The organism is Microcystis sp. LE19-195.1E, from assembly GCF_027532095.1.
GTDB classification, from domain to species: Bacteria; Cyanobacteriota; Cyanobacteriia; order Cyanobacteriales; family Microcystaceae; genus Microcystis; species Microcystis aeruginosa.
Genome location: NZ_JAPZSZ010000017.1, coordinates 1 through 15,551, shown reverse-complemented (window position 1 = coordinate 15,551; position 15,551 = coordinate 1). Strand labels below are relative to the sequence as shown.

The following is a 15,551-nucleotide window of genomic DNA, read 5'->3' as shown; positions in this document are numbered from 1 at the left end:
GGGGATAGGGGGGAAAATTCAGGTACTTTTTCCCTGAAAATTAGGTAGTTGACCACCTGAAAATCGATCAAACCCCACACCCCACACCCCACACCCCACACCCTGCCCCCAGAAAAGCTTTTTCAGCAGCCCCTAATTAGGACGGGTAAATTAGTCAATTTCACCAACAACGATGATCTTTTTTTTGTGTAGTTTTATTGCAAAAAAAAAGTTTTTTTGACAAAAAGCACAAAGTATGATATGAACCCAACGTATTTCTGGCTGCCAGTAGTTATTGCAGAGTAGGATGGGGAGAAGGGAGAATAAATAAAAATAATCCGCCTGACTGGAAAGAGGGTGTAGGGTGTGGGGTGTGGGGTGTAGGGAAGGAAACCTCTTTCATCTGTGGTGGTGAAAATTTTTTCATCAGGACTGACGCCTGACGACCAACGCCTGACGACCGACTCCTAACCCCACCAACCAACTTTTTGCCGCAAACCCTAGTTATGTCTGATTTACGTCAATATGCTCCGGCAACAGAACGCAATCGTCAGCCGATTTTAGAAGTTCTCAGCCAATTTTTACCGAAGACTGGGAATATCCTAGAAATATCTAGCGGCACGGGTGAACACGCTGTTTTTTTTGCTCCTCGTCTTGCTCCTTGTCGTTGGATTCCCTCGGATTGTAACCCTCTGGCTCTAGATAGTATTCGCAGTTGGTGCGATTATTGTCCTAGTTCTAATCTCGATCGCCCCCTATTTATCGATGTTCATCAGTCAGTTTGGGCGGTAGAGACGGAAAATATCGTTATTAATGCGATTGTTAATATTAACATGATTCATATCGCCCCTTGGTCCGCTTGTTTAGCGTTAATGGCAGGAGCGAGTCGCATTCTCGGTTCGGGGGGAATTCTCTATCTTTATGGTCCCTATAAACGGCAGGGAAAACATACTTCTCCTAGTAACGAAAGCTTTGATTTTTCTCTCCGTTCTCAAAACTCTACTTGGGGAGTTAGGAATTTAGAAGATGTGGTGCAAGCAGCGAGCGATCGAGGTTTACAATTGTTAGAAGTAATTCCTATGCCAGCTAATAATCTCTCGGTTTTATTTCAATTGCCTTAACTGATAACTGATAACTGATAACTGATAACTTATTTCCAACCAGCGCGATTCATTACCTGTACCGCTTTGGCTAAATTAGGACCATAATTAGCCACGCTAACTGTATCTTCTTTCCCGCGTCCGAGTTTTGCTAGGAAAGGGTCTAAAGCAACCCCTGGAACGACGGGATATTCTCGATTACCCTTAGCAAAAAAGTTCTGTGCTTCATTGCTAGAAAGATATTCTAAAAATTTAATGGCCGATTCTCGATTGGGGGCAGTTTTAATTAAACCACCACCGCTAATATTAACGTGAGTGCCGCGGCCTGCTTGGTCGGGGAAAATTACGCCTACTTGGTCATAAATTGCCCGTTTAGCGGGGTCTTTTTCTTCGGCATACCCCGCTAAGTAATAGGTGTTAGCTAGGGCTAAATCGGCAATTCCTGCGGCTACAGCTTCGATTTGTGCCTTATCATTACCCTGGGGTGGACGGGCAAAATTAGCCACTAATCCCCGACACCATTTTTCTGCGGCTGCTTCTCCTTGGATGTCGATTAACCAAGCGGTAAAAGATTGACTATAGATGTTACTGGATGACCGGGTGACGACTTTTCCTTTCCATTTGGGATTGGTTAAATCTGCATAGGAATCGATTTCTCTGGGGTTAACTCTGTCTTTGTTGTACATAATTACCCGCAAGCGTTTACTAAACCCGAACCAGTGACCTTTGGGGTGACGCAAATTAGCAGGAATTCTTTGGGTAAGAATGCGGGAATTGACGGGGGCAAAAATTCCCTGTTGGTCGGCGCGCCATAGTCTCCCCGCATCTACCGTCAGGAGTATATCGGCAGGACTATTGCTGCCTTCGCTTTTAATCCGTTCGATTAATGGGTCCGCTTCCCCTTCCACGAGGTTAATTTTTATTCCCGTTTGTCGGGTGAAGTTGTCATACAATCGTCGGTCGGTGTTGTAGTGACGGGAGGAATAGAGGTTTAATTGTTTAGTTTGGGCGGAAACTTCGTTTATTTTCCCTAATTGACCCACTGCTACCGCTAAGGTGGCTGTTCCCGCGCTTAGAAAGACTCTCCGAGTTATTTTATCGTTCATTGCTCGATTCGTGGCAAAGTTGTCTTTTCCTATTGTACATCTATTGAGAATAATTCTTATCTGCGGGAGAAATTATTTGTCGGACTAGGGCGGTAGAGCGGGTAAAATCGAGGTAAAATCAGGGTTTTTTGTTTTGATGGGGCTAATAAATCCTCGAATCTATCGCTAGTTAAGTTCAATAAGCCCAAAATGTTACCCTAAGCTCGATCGAGGGTATTGTGGAATGAGAGCAACGAGAGTGAAAGATAATGATCAACAGTAATCACCAACAAGCGATCGAGCTAATGTTAGCATCGGAAGACTATAATCAGTTATTGTTATTTTGTCAACAAGCGCTCGCGGTTCACCGGAAGTGACTGATTATTATCCCTATCTGGGATTAGCTTATCTGCTGCTAGAGCAGCAAGCAACAGCGCAAGAAATTTGGTTATTTTGGCTATTACAATCAGAGTCTAGTCAAGATTTAATTATGCTCCTCAAAAAAGAGATAATTAGAAATCTCGATTGCTGGCAGTTTGGCCAAGCTAAATTAATCTATCTTCAGTGGCTAGAATTAGAGGAAATAGAAGGGGATGAAGAGATAGAAAATTATGCCCTGACTGCGATAAACTCCTGTCTTCAAGAGGTGCAAGAGGCAATTAATCGGCGAGAATATACTTTAGCTGAGGACTTTTACTTAAGAATTTTATCTTGGCGTGAACAATTAGCTTACATCTGGCACGATTTAGGATACTTATACTATATAATTAACCGACTAACAGAATCTTTTACCTGTTTAGCACGAGCCATAGAATTAGAGGAAAATCAAGCCTTATATCATTATACCATGGCCATGGTGCTAGAAAAACAATCACGTTTAGATACAGCTTTATCAGCTTATCAAAAAGCGATTGATCTCAATGCTAATTTTGTCGATGCTTATAATAAACTGGGCAATTTATTTTATCGATTAGGGCAGCTAGAGTCAGGCGAAAAATTCTATCAGCAGGGAATTAATAACCAGGGTGATTTTTATCCTTTCTATATCAATTTAGGCAATGTCTATTTAGTTAAACAAGCTTGGACAGAAGCAAAAAATGCTTATAAAACTGCCCAACAACTGGCAGGAGATAGACGAGAAATTAGTCAAAATCTCTCCCTTTGGGAAATTCTGCAAGCTGACCAAAAAAGAGCGAATCTTTATTCAGGTGATTATTTTTATCAAAGAAAAATCTATCAATTAGCATTAAACTATTATCAAAAATTATTAGCAATTAAAATAGAGGACAGCAATTTTTATTTAAATTGCGCCCATTGCCATCTCATTCTTAAAGAAGAAAAACAAGCTTTAGAAGTGTATAAAAAAGGCATTAACTATCATCCAGAAAATATTGATTTACATTTGCGCCTAATTTGGTTACTACAAAATAATTATCCGATAGAGGTGGCAATTCAAGCAACTAAATCAGCTTTAGAGTATCTTCCCGATCACCCATCCCTGAAGTTAGAATTAATGCGGTTAATGCCGATAGTTTACACAACTCAAGCAGATATTATGCTATATCGATCAAACTACGAGAAACGGTTAGATAATATCTTGTCCAATCTTGATTTAACCACTAATAATCAACAACAGGAGGCGTGGAAAAGTATTGGATTAAGAACTAATTTTTATCTTCAATATCAAGCTAAAAATGATTTAGAACTACAAAAAAAATATGGAGAATTAGTTTATAAAATTACCTCAGCCAACTTTCCTGATTGGGTGAAAAACCTAACCATGCCTACGGGAAAAATTCGCCTTGGCTATATTTCTGCTCACTTGCGTCATCACACGGTAGCGAAACTCTTTCAAGGATGGTTGCAGTGGCGAAATCGAGAACAATTTGAAATTTATTGTTATGGAATAGATATTAATAAAACCTTCGATAATTTTACGAGAGAATATCAAGAGCAAAGTGATTATTTTTATCAGTTTGATAATCTGGTCAATATGGAAACAATTGCCCAACATATTTTAGATAATCAGTTACATATTCTAGTTTATTTAGATATTGGTATGGATGCTCGTACTACCCAACTAGCAGGATTGCGTTTAGCTCCAGTATAATGTGTAACTTGGGGTCATCCCATCACCTCAGGATTACCAACCATTGATTATTTTATCTCCAGTGAATTAATGGAACCCGCGCAGGGAGATAATCACTACAGTGAAAAATTAATTCGCTTATCCAATTTAGGTATTGCCTATGCCAAACCTTCCCTTCCTCTCCAGAGAAAAACTCGTTTAGAGATGGGATTAGCCGAGGATAAAATTATCTATTTAAACTGTCAGAGTTTATTTAAATATCTGCCAGAAAATGACGATATTTTTCCGAGAATTGCCCAACAAGTTCCCAACAGCCACTTTATTTTTATCTGTCATCGTAGCGAATTTGTGACCCATTGCTTTCAGTCGAGATTAAGTCAAGCTTTTAATAGGTATGGACTCAATTGGCAAGATTACGGGGTAATGATGCCACAGCTAGAACAAAATGATTATTTTCAGCTTAACTTATTAGCAGACATCTATTTAGATAACTTAAGTTGGTCGGGGGGAAATACCACCTTAGAAGCAATTGCCTGTCAGCTTCCAGTTGTTACCTGTCCGGGGGAATTTATGCGCGGACGACATTCCTATGCTATCTTGAAAAGATTAGGAATAACCGAGACAATTGCTACGGATAAAAATCACTATATTGAAATTGCTATCCGTTTAGGTTTAGATAATCAATGGCGACAAACAATCAAAGATTATACTAAAATGAATATCGATACAGTATTTAACGATCGAACCTCTGTAGAAAGTCTAGAAAAATTTTATCAATCTGTAGCAGGAGAGGGTAGATAAAACTTTGGGGATACATAGGGGTTGCTGCAAAAAGTTTGTTGGGGTGTGGGGTATGGGGAAGAAAACCACATAAAGTTCATTTTGTCAAGGATTTAAGATGCTCTTACCCTGGGTTTAATCCTCTTTCCCAAAAATGATAAGGATTAGCAAAATAAAAATCTGCTCCTAGTTTCTGACTCAACTCTTGATGTCCACAAAATTCTTTTGCCTTGTCACAAAGGTCGGTTTTTCTTTTGTCAGGGGGAATCTCTTGGAAAACTTTTTCGGTGACAAGGGTTGATTTCCGATGCGGTTTTGTTCTTGGCCAATGCTGCCACGCTTATTTTTCGCTCCGCTTCGACTCTTTCTTTTTCCTCGTCTGGCCCTATAGGTATTCTTGATGCTCTCCATAGTCTCGATAGTTGACGATTGGCCACCTTGCCAAGAATTAGTGATAAAATTACAATATAAACAGTAATTTTTTCCCCCAAGCATAATCCCTCACCCCCAATAAAATTATGATGCACGGTTTTATTCCCCCACATCGTTATTTTCCCTATCTTACTTGGACAGATATAGATTCAATGCCAGATAAGGAAAATGTGGTAATTATTCAACCCATCGGTGCGATCGAACAACACGGACCCCATCTACCTATTGCCGTCGATGCTGCCATTAGTTTAGGGGTTTTAGGCAAAGCTTTCGAGAAATTAGATACAAACATCGCCGCTTTCGCTTTACCCTGTCTCTACTACGGAAAATCTAACGAACATTGGTCTTTTCCCGGCACGATTACCCTCTCGGCAGCCACCTTATTAACCCTCATTCAAGAGATAGCTGAAAGTCTCTATCGTTCGGGTTTTCGCAAGTTAGTATTAATGAACTCCCACGGCGGGCAACCGCAAGTTATGGAAATTGCCGCTAGGGATATTCATCAACAATATCCCGATTTTTTAGTATTTCCTTTTTTCACTTGGCGAGTTCCCCATAATGCGGCTGAATTATTCTCGGAATATGAATTAGAATACGGTATTCATGCAGGAGATGTGGAAACTAGCATTATGTTATCATTACTGCCAGAACAGGTAAAAATTGAGCGGGCCGTCCGAGAATATCCTCAAGGTTTGCCAGAAAATAGTTTGTTAACTATGGAGGGAAAATTACCCTTTGCTTGGTTAACTAAGGAATTAACTAAAAGTGGAGTGATGGGAGATGCTACTAATGCAAGTAAAGAAAAAGGCGATCAATTATTAGAATCTGTTGCTAATGGTTGGGTACAGGTGATCGCTGATGTTTATCAATTCCGTCAACCGAAGTTATATTAATAGAAGATTAATTAGAGTTGTTAATAAGCTGTACTGCATTTAACCTGCCTATTGGTAATTTTAGTACAAAGGATAAAACTCCATCTCCCTTCTCCTTTGATTCAGTAATTTGCTCACCATCTTCCCTTAACATAAATAGAGGAAATTTTAACCAGATAAGAGTATTTTTTTCCATAATCATTAATTTCAATCATGAGTTTTATCCCTGAGGTTGTATAATTTTTGTCCACGGTAACAAAAAGAAAAGAAACGACATTTTTTACCATATTTTTTCTGGGGGATAAGAATTGAAAACAGAATCAACGACTAGGATAATTATGGGCTGCTGAATAAATCTAAAAACCTTGTTGGATAAGGCTTTTAGACTTTTTTTCCTCAAAAAGTGCCGACCATTGGAGGGATCGGGGGTAAAATTCCTGGACTTTTTCCCTGAAAATTAGGTAACTGACTACCTCAAAATCCGTAAAACCCTACACCCCACACCCCACACCCCACGAAAAACTTTTTGCCGCAAACCCTAGCTAAATCGGACAGCAAGCTAACTCAGCAATTGAAGCGAAAACTCTGCCATTCTCTAGGATGCCATTCCGGGTTAATCTGGGTTTCGGACGCAATTTTTCGATGACTAAATTTTAAGAGGCAGTATGGAACGCACTTTCTTAATGATTAAACCCGACGGTGTGCAGCGCAATCTGGTGGGGGAAATTATTCAACGCTTTGAAACTAAAGGTTTTACGCTGGTTGGGTTGAAAATGATGCAGGTTTCTAGTGAATTAGCGGAAAAACACTACGCTGTTCATAAGGAAAGACCCTTTTTCCGTTCGTTAGTCGATTTTATTACCTCCTCCCCCGTGGTGGCCATGGTTTGGCAAGGAGAAGGAGTAATTGCCTCCGCTAGAAAAATTATTGGCGCCACTAATCCCCTCAATGCTGAACCGGGTACGATTCGCGGTGATTTTGGCATTAGTGTCGGACGCAATCTTATCCATGGGTCCGATGGTCCAGATACGGCCAAAGATGAAGTTAGTCTCTGGTTTAGCGATGCAGAATTAGCTAATTGGACTCCCGCAATCACTCCCTGGGTGGTAGAATAAACCCCTTTGAGGCAGTCAGGAGCCGGTCGTCAGGAGACAGGAGACAGGAGATTGCTTTTATTTATTCTCCCTTCTCCCCTCTCCCTTCTCCCCATTTCCCCAACCCCCTAATATTCGGAAATTATGACCGTAGAATCCAGCTTACAACAGTTAAAAAGAGCTTCATCGGGACGATTACCCAGCAGTTACGGGGTCTATTTTAAGAATACCCTTGTGGCCCTCTGTCATGCTCTTGAAGATCATATCTTGCAAACTAGCAGCCCAGATAGTACAAATAAACCACTGGTCTTAGTCACCTTTCAACAGGGAAAATGGTATTTACAGGAAGCTGAGCGCTATTTAGATATCGCTCGCTCTTCTCGTCATATTGCGATCGCCGCCGTGGCCGATAGTGGTTTTTCTGAGCATAAAACCGGCAGTTTAGAGAATGTTTCGCTAGTGAACTTAGATAATAGCGATAGTTTGGTTAATGAATGGAATTTAATCATTCTTTCCCCCGATTACGCCTCCATGGTACTCTGTCATGAGTTATCCCCAGAAGAATACCGGTCCGATAGTCAACCCCAAATAGACACGGAGCGAAAATTCTACGGTTTATGGACATTCGATCGCGATTTAGTCGAAAAAGCCGCTAGGATCTTAATTGAGCGTCTGCATCCTTATAATCCCAGTCTAGCGGCCGATTTAAGCAGACAACAGCAGGAAATTAGTCAAAATATTAATCCCATTGCCACGGATTTAACGGGAGTAGTCTCTCGCATTGTCACCTATCTGCAAACCAGTCAACAGCAGTTAGTCACCGTCAGCAGACAAGCGCGAGAATTAAGCGACTTAGAAGGACAAGCATCCCGTTTAAATAAAAATTTGGCCGCGAATAAACTGCAAGCTTTTCTCAGAATGGCTCAAAAAGTCGATGAAAGAGATATTGATAATCCCCTTGCTTCCCTACAGGTGGCTGCTTTAGCGGAAATGTTGGGACAATTGCTCGATTTACCCACCCTGAGATTACGACGCTTACGATTAGCCGGTTTATTATACCGCATCGGTCTAGCGGAGGCTCCGATCGAAGTTTTTAGACAGCGTGCCAGTCAGTTAGAGGGAGCAAATGCGTTATTTTGGCGGGATAGATCGGTGTTAGGCGCACAATTACTCGCCACTATGCCCGAATTAGCTCCAATTCAACAGATTATTTACCATGAGTTTGAATACTGGGATGGTAGCGGTGTTCCCAACGGCTTAAAAGGGGAAGAAATCAGCCTAGAGTCGAGAATTTTAGGATTATCAGCCTATTTTCAGGAATTAACTCAACCGCGAGGCGACCGACTAGCTCTAGATTTAGGAGAGGCCCTAGAGCGCTGTCAAAATTATAGCGGGATTCGTTTCGATCCCGCTTTGGTAGAAAAATTAAGTTCGGTAATTCGTCTGTGCGAAATGGGATGGATGCAATTACCCGATCGCCCTAGTCAAGTCCCCGCCGTCTGGTTAGAATCAGTTTAGGATTAGACTCCGATTAAACTCTGCATGGCACGTCCCATATTAGCCGGTTTAAAAGCTGCCATGGCCGCGGTCGGTTCATAGCCGCAATGTACCATACAATCGGCACATTGCGGATTGCCACTGGCCCGACCGTAGTTATCCCAATTGGTTTCTTCTAAAAGTTCCCGAAAGCTTTTGTAATGTCCTTCGTTGAGCAGATAACAGGGTTTTTGCCATCCTAAAAGACTATAGCTAGGACTACCCCAAGGGCTGCATTCATAGTCTTGTTCACCGATGAGAAAATCGAGAAAGAGAGGATTATGGTTAAAATTCCACTTTTTCTGGCCTGATTTCCAGGGTGAGAGAATTTCTCGGAATAAAGCTCTGGTTTGCTCCCGTTTTAAGAAACTATCTTGATCCGGGGCCCACTCATAACTATAACCGGGGGAAATCATCATACCATCGATACCCAAAGTAGCGAGAAAATCGAAAAATTCCTGCATTTCTCGCGGCTCTGTGCCTTCAAAAACCGTGGTATTAGTAGTAACCCGAAAACCTCTCGCTTTCGCCGCTTTAATCCCTTGTACTGCCTTATCGAATACTCCCTCCCGATCCACACAGCGATCGTGATGTGCTTTGAAACCGTCCAGATGGACACTAAAGGTAAGATAGGGTGAAGGAGTAAATTTATCCAGGCTTTTTTCCAATAACAGAGCATTGGTACAGAGATAGACAAATTTTTTTCTGTCCACTAACCCCTTGACAATTTCATCGATTTCTGGGTGTAAAAGCGGCTCGCCCCCGGGGATGGAAACCACGGGAACTCCGCATTCTTCCACCGCTGCGAAACATTCTGCCGGGGTGAGATGATTGCGGAGGATTTCCGGGGGATGTTGAATCTTACCGCAGCCAGTACAGGCTAAATTGCAGCGAAATAGCGGTTCTAGCATTAAAACTAAGGGAAAACGCTTTTTTCCTGCTAGACGCTGTTTCAAGATATAGGAAGCAACCACTAAAGCTTGTTGCAGTTGGACAGCCATTTGCTCACACCAAAAGGATTCTAAGTAATTATAGACTGTTAGCAGGGCATCAAGGCATAGGGGCCTAGAAAATGGCAAAATAAATAAAAGCTGAGGGCTTTTTTGGCTGTTTACTTTATCACTGGATAGATTATGAGTTCTTTAGGCGATCGCTTCAAGAAATTTGCGGGAAAAACTCGCTATGTGGTCTGTCGCTTATTTTTGCATCTCTACGGCCAAGAAATCGCACCCCTGATCGGTATCCTTAATCGTGCCGGCCGGGAGGCGATCGATTCCGAAGGCGATTTAGAGGTCATGGGAGAGGGTTTAGTAGAAATTTGTCAAAATCTGCTGCAGATGAACCTCTATTGGTTTTCTGTAGCTAATGAGGGCGATGTTTTTTGGAATGAGGGGGAAGCGGGAGACTACCTTAACGAACTGTTTACCGATTCCGCGGCCAGATACCTAAGTGAATCGGTGTCTCTGGAAGTGGGGGAAAAGGAACCCTTGACTTTACCCGTCACCGATAACTTAGTTGTTATGATCACAATAGCATTCGAGGGTGAGAGTGCTGCTTTAGAAACTAGCCTAGCCGATCGAGAGGCCCTGGAAGATGGTTTAAAATCAATAATTAACCTCCACTACCAAGGTCGGCTGCGTGCGATTCAGGTACATTTTTCTCCTGCTCAATTGGGAGATGAATTGACCAATGAGCAACTATTACTCAATTTCCCGGAATTGCTGCCTTTATAGTCTTAATTTTGCCCTTATGCTGCGCCAAGTAACGACAATCCTTTTAATTCTTACCCTTTGTTGCACAACGGTGGCCTGTGGTTCGTCGTCAAATCAAACTCAGTCACCGTCAGCTAATAACAGCAGTGTAAGACAAGAATCCAATCAGGTTAGTAGCGGTCGCTACGAGGTGCAACAAGCTACCTACGATGACGGAGATGGCACTTATACCTTAATGCTGTTAAACACCCCTGCGGGGACTTCTCCCCTCTTTCGCAGCACTAACCTCCAAATGGCTAGATTAAGCGATGAAGCTATCGCTAAAGGGGAAAAAACCGCAGTAGAAATCAACGGTGATCAGGCTACCCTGTACATGACCGAAGATTTTAAAATCGAGTATGTCCATAATGTCACGGAAGTGCGGAACAATCCTCAAACCGGACAACAGGAAACCGTGGTGATTCGGCAAGAATCGAGTTTTTGGAGTCCTTTTTTTGGTGCTGTTGCTGGTCAAGCTTTGGGTAGTTTGCTCTTTCGTCCTCAATATTACGTTCCTCCCCTCTATACTCCGGGGGGTGTGATGACCGGTTTTGGTGGTCACGGTTCCACCTATAATCAGGCAGTAGATCAATACCGGACTAAACATAATAGTCCACCCCCGGCGGTCAAAAATCGGCAAACTCTCCGTTCTACTGGCAATTTACGTCGTTATCCCAGTAATACTTCCTCTAGTCCCAATCGCAGCACCACAACCACCACAAAACCCAGTGGTTCCGGTTATGGTTCCAGTACCCTGAAGAATTCGGGTAAATCTGATAATGTCAAACGTTCTCCTAGTTTCGGTTCCTCTGGTTCCCGTCGTACCCCTAGTCGCAGTGGTTTCGGCAGCAGCAAACGCGGCCGACGTTAGGAGGATTTGACTGGAGTGGTGGAAGATTAACCCTGTCTTCCCCACCTCAGAGATTGGGGATGGCAGCTACTTAGGGTTTGCTGAATAAATCTAAAAACCTTGTTGGATAAGGTTTTTAGACTTTTTCCCCATCAAAAAGTGCCAGACCTTGGGGTGATCGGGGGGGGAAATTTAGGCACTTTTTCCCTGAAAATTAGGTAATTGACCAGATGAAAATCGGTAAAACCCTACACCCCACACCCCACACCCCACACCCTAACCCCACCAACAAACTTTTTCAGCAGACCCTACTTAAGAAGCAACCATTTTGCGAATTTCCGAATAGAAAACCGTCTGGCGATCGCCATTGGCTGACTGGATAATACTGGTACGCAATCTCAGATTAGGACTAGCAAACCAGATTCTTTCTTCGATACGATGGTGATTATTCTCGATGGTTAAAGTTAAAGCTTGATCGCTTCTGAGATGATATTCTCCCAGCGCTGCCGATTTACCGTCCGATTTGATTAATTTTCCTTGCCAAGAATTCTCTGAAGGTAGCCAAACTAAATAGCTAGAACCGATTTTTTTCGGTTGTCCATAGTCCACGGAATTATCCCAAGTCGCTTTCCATCCCCCTAAACTGACCTGGGACTGACAGTTATTTTCTAAACATAATTGCACCACATCGGCAGCATCGGCAGCCAGCAAATCGATGGTGATTTCTGCTTTATTATTGGCAACTTTTTGGGCGGCTAATTGATAACTGGTACGCTGAGAAAACCATTTACCCGCACAGAGATTAATAAATTCTTGAATGTCCATGAATGGCTGTAGGCAAAGATTGATCGCTCTGAAAGAATAGATTATTTATTCTATCCTATACCTAGACGTTGGCCAATTTTTGCAAGGATAAACGGGCCGCTTCGCGCACTTGCGGATGTTCGTCTTTAACCAAAAATTTTAAGGCTGCGATCGTTTTTTCCGCCGGAAGATGGCCTAAAGCTTCCGCTAATCGCTGCCGGATTAACCAGTCATCAGAGTTAACAAAGGTTAAAAGCTTCTCGACGGTTTCCACTGCTTTGATTTCCCCAAGAGCGGCAATAGCGGCCTGTTGAATAACCGCTTCGTTACTATCGAGAGCCGATAATAACACCTGTTTAGCCCGAATATCGCCCAAATTGCCCAAAGCGACGGCGGCACTAAAGCGGACTAACCATTGCGTGTCTTCGTAAAAAGCCCGTTGTAGGGGTTCAAAAGCGCGAATATCTTCTAAATAACCTAAGGCCCCGGCAGCATCGGCGCGAATGCCATAATCGGCATCATTGGCTAACAAATCCACTAGGATAGGAAAGCATTCCTCGGTTTGTTTGACTCCCAAAGCAAAGACAGCCATCGATCGCACTGGCAGCATTTCATCATAAAGGACTTTTTTGATCAAGGGTACAGCTTCCTCCGGGGTCACTTCTCGCAGGGATGCCAAGGCCAGCAGACGATCTTTAGAATTGCTACTTTCTAACTGGAGGGCAATGGCTTGTGTATCAGGCTTACTCATTTTTGTCAACCACTTGTAATATTTCTTTAATTCTAACGCAATTCTTGGCAATTCAGAAACGAGAGCGGGGAAAGGATTTCTTGAGGATTTCTTAAGGATTGAGGCGAGAGTTGACTTCCTCCGGGAAACTATAATTTAAGTATGGTAATACGATAAATGCTAGGCTTTCTGATAGATTCAGGAAAAAAATGTAAAGCCCCACTCCCCTTCAGGTCAGCGAGGTTGAGATTAAAAAAAACAGATAGCCTAGGGCTAATTAGCTTGTCTAGCCGCAACTGCCACACCTAGACAAGCGGGGGGTGTTATGGTGAAAAATCGAGTTTTTAATACTGGTTCTTTGACTCTAGACACGGAAAAAGAGCATATCTTTGTGTCCGTGACTCCAGACTATCAAAAAGGCCCCGGCATTCAACGGGATGGTATAACTCCTCCCAGAATGCAGGATCCTCATGCAGTGCCGGATATAATGTATAATCGACTTGGTCAAATTGCTATTCCTGGCCTAGACTCTACGACCAATGCTTACGAGCAGAGAGCGGGTACTTGGACACTTTATCATCATCTCAAAGAATTCTGCGATCAGCGAGGACAGGATTGGCTCATTATTGGCGCCCAAGGTTGCGGGGATCTAACGATGAATCCGTGGCATCTTGCCTATCTTGGCCCTAATTACTACATACAATCCTTGCAAAATCAATTATGTGGGATGTTTCTCCCCGGAGACCCGCAAGACCCGATCGATCATCGCATCTATCGGTGTTTGGTCAAATGGTGTGATGCTATGGCTACACACCTCGGCCATCGTTATGAATTTTTGGATTTAAGGTTTATGGCTGGAGGCGCAAATATAATACAGATTAACGATCCGCAAGTGGCTCGCAGATATAATCGTCATTTAGCAGGACTACCGGGATACGATGCTAATTTACAGAATATCGCCCCATTTTTAGAGTTTGCCCTAGGGGGAAAAACTATCATTCAACAAGGTGATGTGGTTCCCCTATTTACTGCTATCGATCGATTCCAAGATGTACGCCATATTTTTTGCCTGCCTTATCAAGTTCCATGTGCGGGGAATTTTATGGGGCAGGTTATTAATACAATTAACTTGGGGGAATATCAACTCTACGGCGATTTGAATGCCAGGCGTGCCGCTTTAAACGGACCGATTATCGTAGAAACTCAATTAATTTCTCCCGGTGGTTTTCTGAACATCAATCTGGCTAATCCTGCTGTCGCGAGGGAATTAGATGAACAGCAGTTTAAACGGGTTGATTTTTCTCCGCGTCGGGCGGGAGAATATTTTCCTTACCCCGGAGGAGATACGGTAGAAATTTACTTTCCCAAGAGCATCTATCCTTTCGGAATTTTGGGAATGTCCGGTCAAAAAATTATCTGTTTTGCGTCCTCGGGATTATCGGCAAAAATCGGCAATACCCTAGAAGGGATTACCTTAATTATGAGCGATGGATTCGGTGCGGAAGAAGCGATGGTTTTAGACGAAGGATGTGACGTTTTTCAAATGATCAATCCCATGAGGGATGATCATGCTTTCACTTATACCAACGATGAATTATTGGATAGAGTGTTAGCCTTTACCCACGATCAAATGCTTTCAGATACGGCTGCAAGCACTAGAAATCCGGTGAATGGTCCCGCATTAGGTGGAGACATGAGACAATGGCCTCTCAATCAAAATTTATTGAACCAAGTGGAAATTGATTATGGCATTAGAGCAGCTGGTCTAGATTATACAGATATCTTTCCGGTCAGGTTAAGTCGCTCGCAAATCAGAAGTATTTTGATTGTTGCTGTCCCAAACAATCCCCAATAGGTAGATTCAACCCGGTGCGTCTCCATTTTGTAGAAATACCTAGGGTTTGAACGAGCCAATTGGCGATAGCAATCTCGGCAATGTTCCGCTTACCTTATTCGCTAAAAAGCATACAGGATAAAGGTTACAGCAATTTTAAAACCCTTCCCTTAAAAAATTAAGCGAACAATGAGTTATTACCCTTTGCCGTCCTCAGCAATACCGATGACCCCGAACAGGTGTTAAGTCAGGTGTCCCGTTCTTTAGAAACTATCTCCCAAAAACAGGTGCAAAGCAATCTCGCTGCCGCCACCAGTATTCTCGCTGGGTTAGTATTAAATCGAGAGACGATTAAAAAAATCCTTCGGAGTGAGATTATGAGAGAATCAGTCATCTATCAAGATATTTTAGAAGAAGGCAGAGAGGAAGGAGTATTAACCGCTAAATTAAACTCTATTCCCCGTTTATTGGCTTTAGGATTAAGTGTAGAACAAATTGCCCAAACTTTAGACTTAGATATTGAACAAGTACCACAAGTCATTGAGGGACAAAATTGAGTGAAAACGGACAGTATTTTCTATCGTCTCTTTCAGACTTTTCCTGAAAGTTTCTTTG

The 15,551-nt window shown here is 42.6% G+C and carries 15 protein-coding genes and 2 pseudogenes; 10 read left to right on the top strand and 7 right to left on the bottom strand.

All coding sequences use genetic code 11. The features are described 5' to 3' along the window. Positions 1-271: 271 nt before the first annotated feature. Positions 272-406: a hypothetical protein gene (locus O9300_RS01350; RefSeq protein WP_260324551.1), complete on the bottom strand. Its 135-nt coding sequence runs from the start codon at positions 404-406 to the stop codon at positions 272-274. Between the two features lie 79 nt (positions 407-485). Here O9300_RS01350 and O9300_RS01345 point away from each other — a divergent pair, with 79 nt between their 5' ends. Next, a complete protein-coding gene (locus tag O9300_RS01345) occupies positions 486-1,100 on the top strand; it encodes a DUF938 domain-containing protein (RefSeq protein ID WP_125731038.1) in 615 nt (204 codons plus the stop codon). Between the two features lie 29 nt (positions 1,101-1,129). On the opposite strand, the gene O9300_RS01340 is transcribed toward O9300_RS01345, so the two are convergent. Beyond that, positions 1,130-2,185: a Fe(3+) ABC transporter substrate-binding protein gene (locus O9300_RS01340; RefSeq protein WP_287169890.1), complete on the bottom strand. Its 1,056-nt coding sequence runs from the start codon at positions 2,183-2,185 to the stop codon at positions 1,130-1,132. Between the two features lie 322 nt (positions 2,186-2,507). On the opposite strand from O9300_RS01340, the gene O9300_RS01335 reads away from it, so the two are divergent. Further along, entirely contained in the window at positions 2,508-4,274 is a 1,767-nt protein-coding gene (locus O9300_RS01335) for a tetratricopeptide repeat protein (RefSeq protein WP_287969591.1), read from the top strand. Between the two features lie 69 nt (positions 4,275-4,343). Next, positions 4,344-5,054 (top strand): O-linked N-acetylglucosamine transferase family protein, encoded by a 711-nt coding sequence (locus tag O9300_RS01330; RefSeq protein ID WP_287969589.1) that lies wholly within the window; start codon positions 4,344-4,346, stop codon positions 5,052-5,054. Positions 5,055-5,166: 112 nt separating this feature from the next. On the opposite strand, the pseudogene O9300_RS01325 reads toward O9300_RS01330, so the two are convergent. Then, positions 5,167-5,380, bottom strand: a pseudogene (locus O9300_RS01325) (IS30 family transposase); the annotation flags it as partial. Between the two features lie 171 nt (positions 5,381-5,551). On the opposite strand from O9300_RS01325, the gene O9300_RS01320 reads away from it, so the two are divergent. After that, a complete protein-coding gene (locus O9300_RS01320; protein WP_287969587.1) occupies positions 5,552-6,358 on the top strand; it encodes a creatininase family protein in 807 nt (268 codons plus the stop codon). A gap of 7 nt (positions 6,359-6,365) precedes the next feature. Here the strand turns inward: O9300_RS01320 and O9300_RS01315 are convergent, their stop codons facing one another. Then, a complete protein-coding gene (locus tag O9300_RS01315; protein WP_170915340.1) occupies positions 6,366-6,533 on the bottom strand; it encodes a hypothetical protein in 168 nt (55 codons plus the stop codon). Between the two features lie 469 nt (positions 6,534-7,002). Here O9300_RS01315 and ndk point away from each other — a divergent pair, with 469 nt between their 5' ends. Further along, positions 7,003-7,452: a nucleoside-diphosphate kinase gene (ndk, locus tag O9300_RS01310; RefSeq protein WP_002780036.1), complete on the top strand. Its 450-nt coding sequence runs from the start codon at positions 7,003-7,005 to the stop codon at positions 7,450-7,452. A 123-nt stretch (positions 7,453-7,575) separates the two neighbouring features. After that, positions 7,576-8,949, top strand: coding sequence for an HD domain-containing phosphohydrolase (locus O9300_RS01305; protein WP_287969584.1), 1,374 nt, complete (start codon positions 7,576-7,578; stop codon positions 8,947-8,949). 2 nt (positions 8,950-8,951) lie between these two features. Here O9300_RS01305 and hpnH read toward each other — a convergent pair whose 3' ends face one another. After that, positions 8,952-9,968: an adenosyl-hopene transferase HpnH gene (gene hpnH / locus O9300_RS01300; protein ID WP_287969583.1), complete on the bottom strand. Its 1,017-nt coding sequence runs from the start codon at positions 9,966-9,968 to the stop codon at positions 8,952-8,954. 132 nt (positions 9,969-10,100) lie between these two features. On the opposite strand from hpnH, the gene O9300_RS01295 reads away from it, so the two are divergent. Then, positions 10,101-10,700, top strand: a complete 600-nt coding sequence (locus O9300_RS01295) for a DUF1517 domain-containing protein (protein ID WP_287969581.1) — start codon at positions 10,101-10,103, stop codon at positions 10,698-10,700. Beyond that, complete coding sequence (locus O9300_RS01290) at positions 10,657-11,589, top strand: hypothetical protein (RefSeq protein WP_287969579.1); 933 nt, start codon at positions 10,657-10,659, stop codon at positions 11,587-11,589. The genes O9300_RS01295 and O9300_RS01290 overlap by 44 nt, the downstream gene beginning before the upstream one ends. A gap of 291 nt (positions 11,590-11,880) precedes the next feature. Here the strand turns inward: O9300_RS01290 and O9300_RS01285 are convergent, their stop codons facing one another. Together O9300_RS01285 and O9300_RS01280 are read right to left on the bottom strand one after the other, a co-directional pair. Then, positions 11,881-12,393, bottom strand: a complete 513-nt coding sequence (locus tag O9300_RS01285; protein WP_287969578.1) for a phycobiliprotein lyase — start codon at positions 12,391-12,393, stop codon at positions 11,881-11,883. Between the two features lie 61 nt (positions 12,394-12,454). After that, positions 12,455-13,123 (bottom strand): HEAT repeat domain-containing protein, encoded by a 669-nt coding sequence (locus tag O9300_RS01280; RefSeq protein WP_012267935.1) that lies wholly within the window; start codon positions 13,121-13,123, stop codon positions 12,455-12,457. 304 nt (positions 13,124-13,427) lie between these two features. Between O9300_RS01280 and O9300_RS01275 the strand changes: the two genes are divergently transcribed. Further along, positions 13,428-14,957 (top strand): hypothetical protein, encoded by a 1,530-nt coding sequence (locus O9300_RS01275; RefSeq protein WP_287969573.1) that lies wholly within the window; start codon positions 13,428-13,430, stop codon positions 14,955-14,957. Between the two features lie 173 nt (positions 14,958-15,130). Further along, positions 15,131-15,493: pseudogene (locus O9300_RS01270) on the top strand (RpnC/YadD family protein); the annotation flags it as partial. Positions 15,494-15,551: the final 58 nt, after the last annotated feature.

Coding starts and splice junctions, on each gene's coding strand:
- O9300_RS01350 (WP_260324551.1), bottom strand. CDS start 406: ATGAAAAAATTTTCACCACCACAGATGAAAGAGGTTTCCTTCCCTACA.
- O9300_RS01345 (WP_125731038.1), top strand. CDS start 486: ATGTCTGATTTACGTCAATATGCTCCGGCAACAGAACGCAATCGTCAG.
- O9300_RS01340 (WP_287169890.1), bottom strand. CDS start 2,185: ATGAACGATAAAATAACTCGGAGAGTCTTTCTAAGCGCGGGAACAGCC.
- O9300_RS01330 (WP_287969589.1), top strand. CDS start 4,344: ATGGAACCCGCGCAGGGAGATAATCACTACAGTGAAAAATTAATTCGC.
- O9300_RS01320 (WP_287969587.1), top strand. CDS start 5,552: ATGATGCACGGTTTTATTCCCCCACATCGTTATTTTCCCTATCTTACT.
- O9300_RS01315 (WP_170915340.1), bottom strand. CDS start 6,533: ATGGAAAAAAATACTCTTATCTGGTTAAAATTTCCTCTATTTATGTTA.
- ndk (WP_002780036.1), top strand. CDS start 7,003: ATGGAACGCACTTTCTTAATGATTAAACCCGACGGTGTGCAGCGCAAT.
- O9300_RS01305 (WP_287969584.1), top strand. CDS start 7,576: ATGACCGTAGAATCCAGCTTACAACAGTTAAAAAGAGCTTCATCGGGA.
- hpnH (WP_287969583.1), bottom strand. CDS start 9,968: ATGGCTGTCCAACTGCAACAAGCTTTAGTGGTTGCTTCCTATATCTTG.
- O9300_RS01295 (WP_287969581.1), top strand. CDS start 10,101: ATGAGTTCTTTAGGCGATCGCTTCAAGAAATTTGCGGGAAAAACTCGC.
- O9300_RS01290 (WP_287969579.1), top strand. CDS start 10,657: ATGAGCAACTATTACTCAATTTCCCGGAATTGCTGCCTTTATAGTCTT.
- O9300_RS01285 (WP_287969578.1), bottom strand. CDS start 12,393: ATGGACATTCAAGAATTTATTAATCTCTGTGCGGGTAAATGGTTTTCT.
- O9300_RS01280 (WP_012267935.1), bottom strand. CDS start 13,123: ATGAGTAAGCCTGATACACAAGCCATTGCCCTCCAGTTAGAAAGTAGC.
- O9300_RS01275 (WP_287969573.1), top strand. CDS start 13,428: ATGGTGAAAAATCGAGTTTTTAATACTGGTTCTTTGACTCTAGACACG.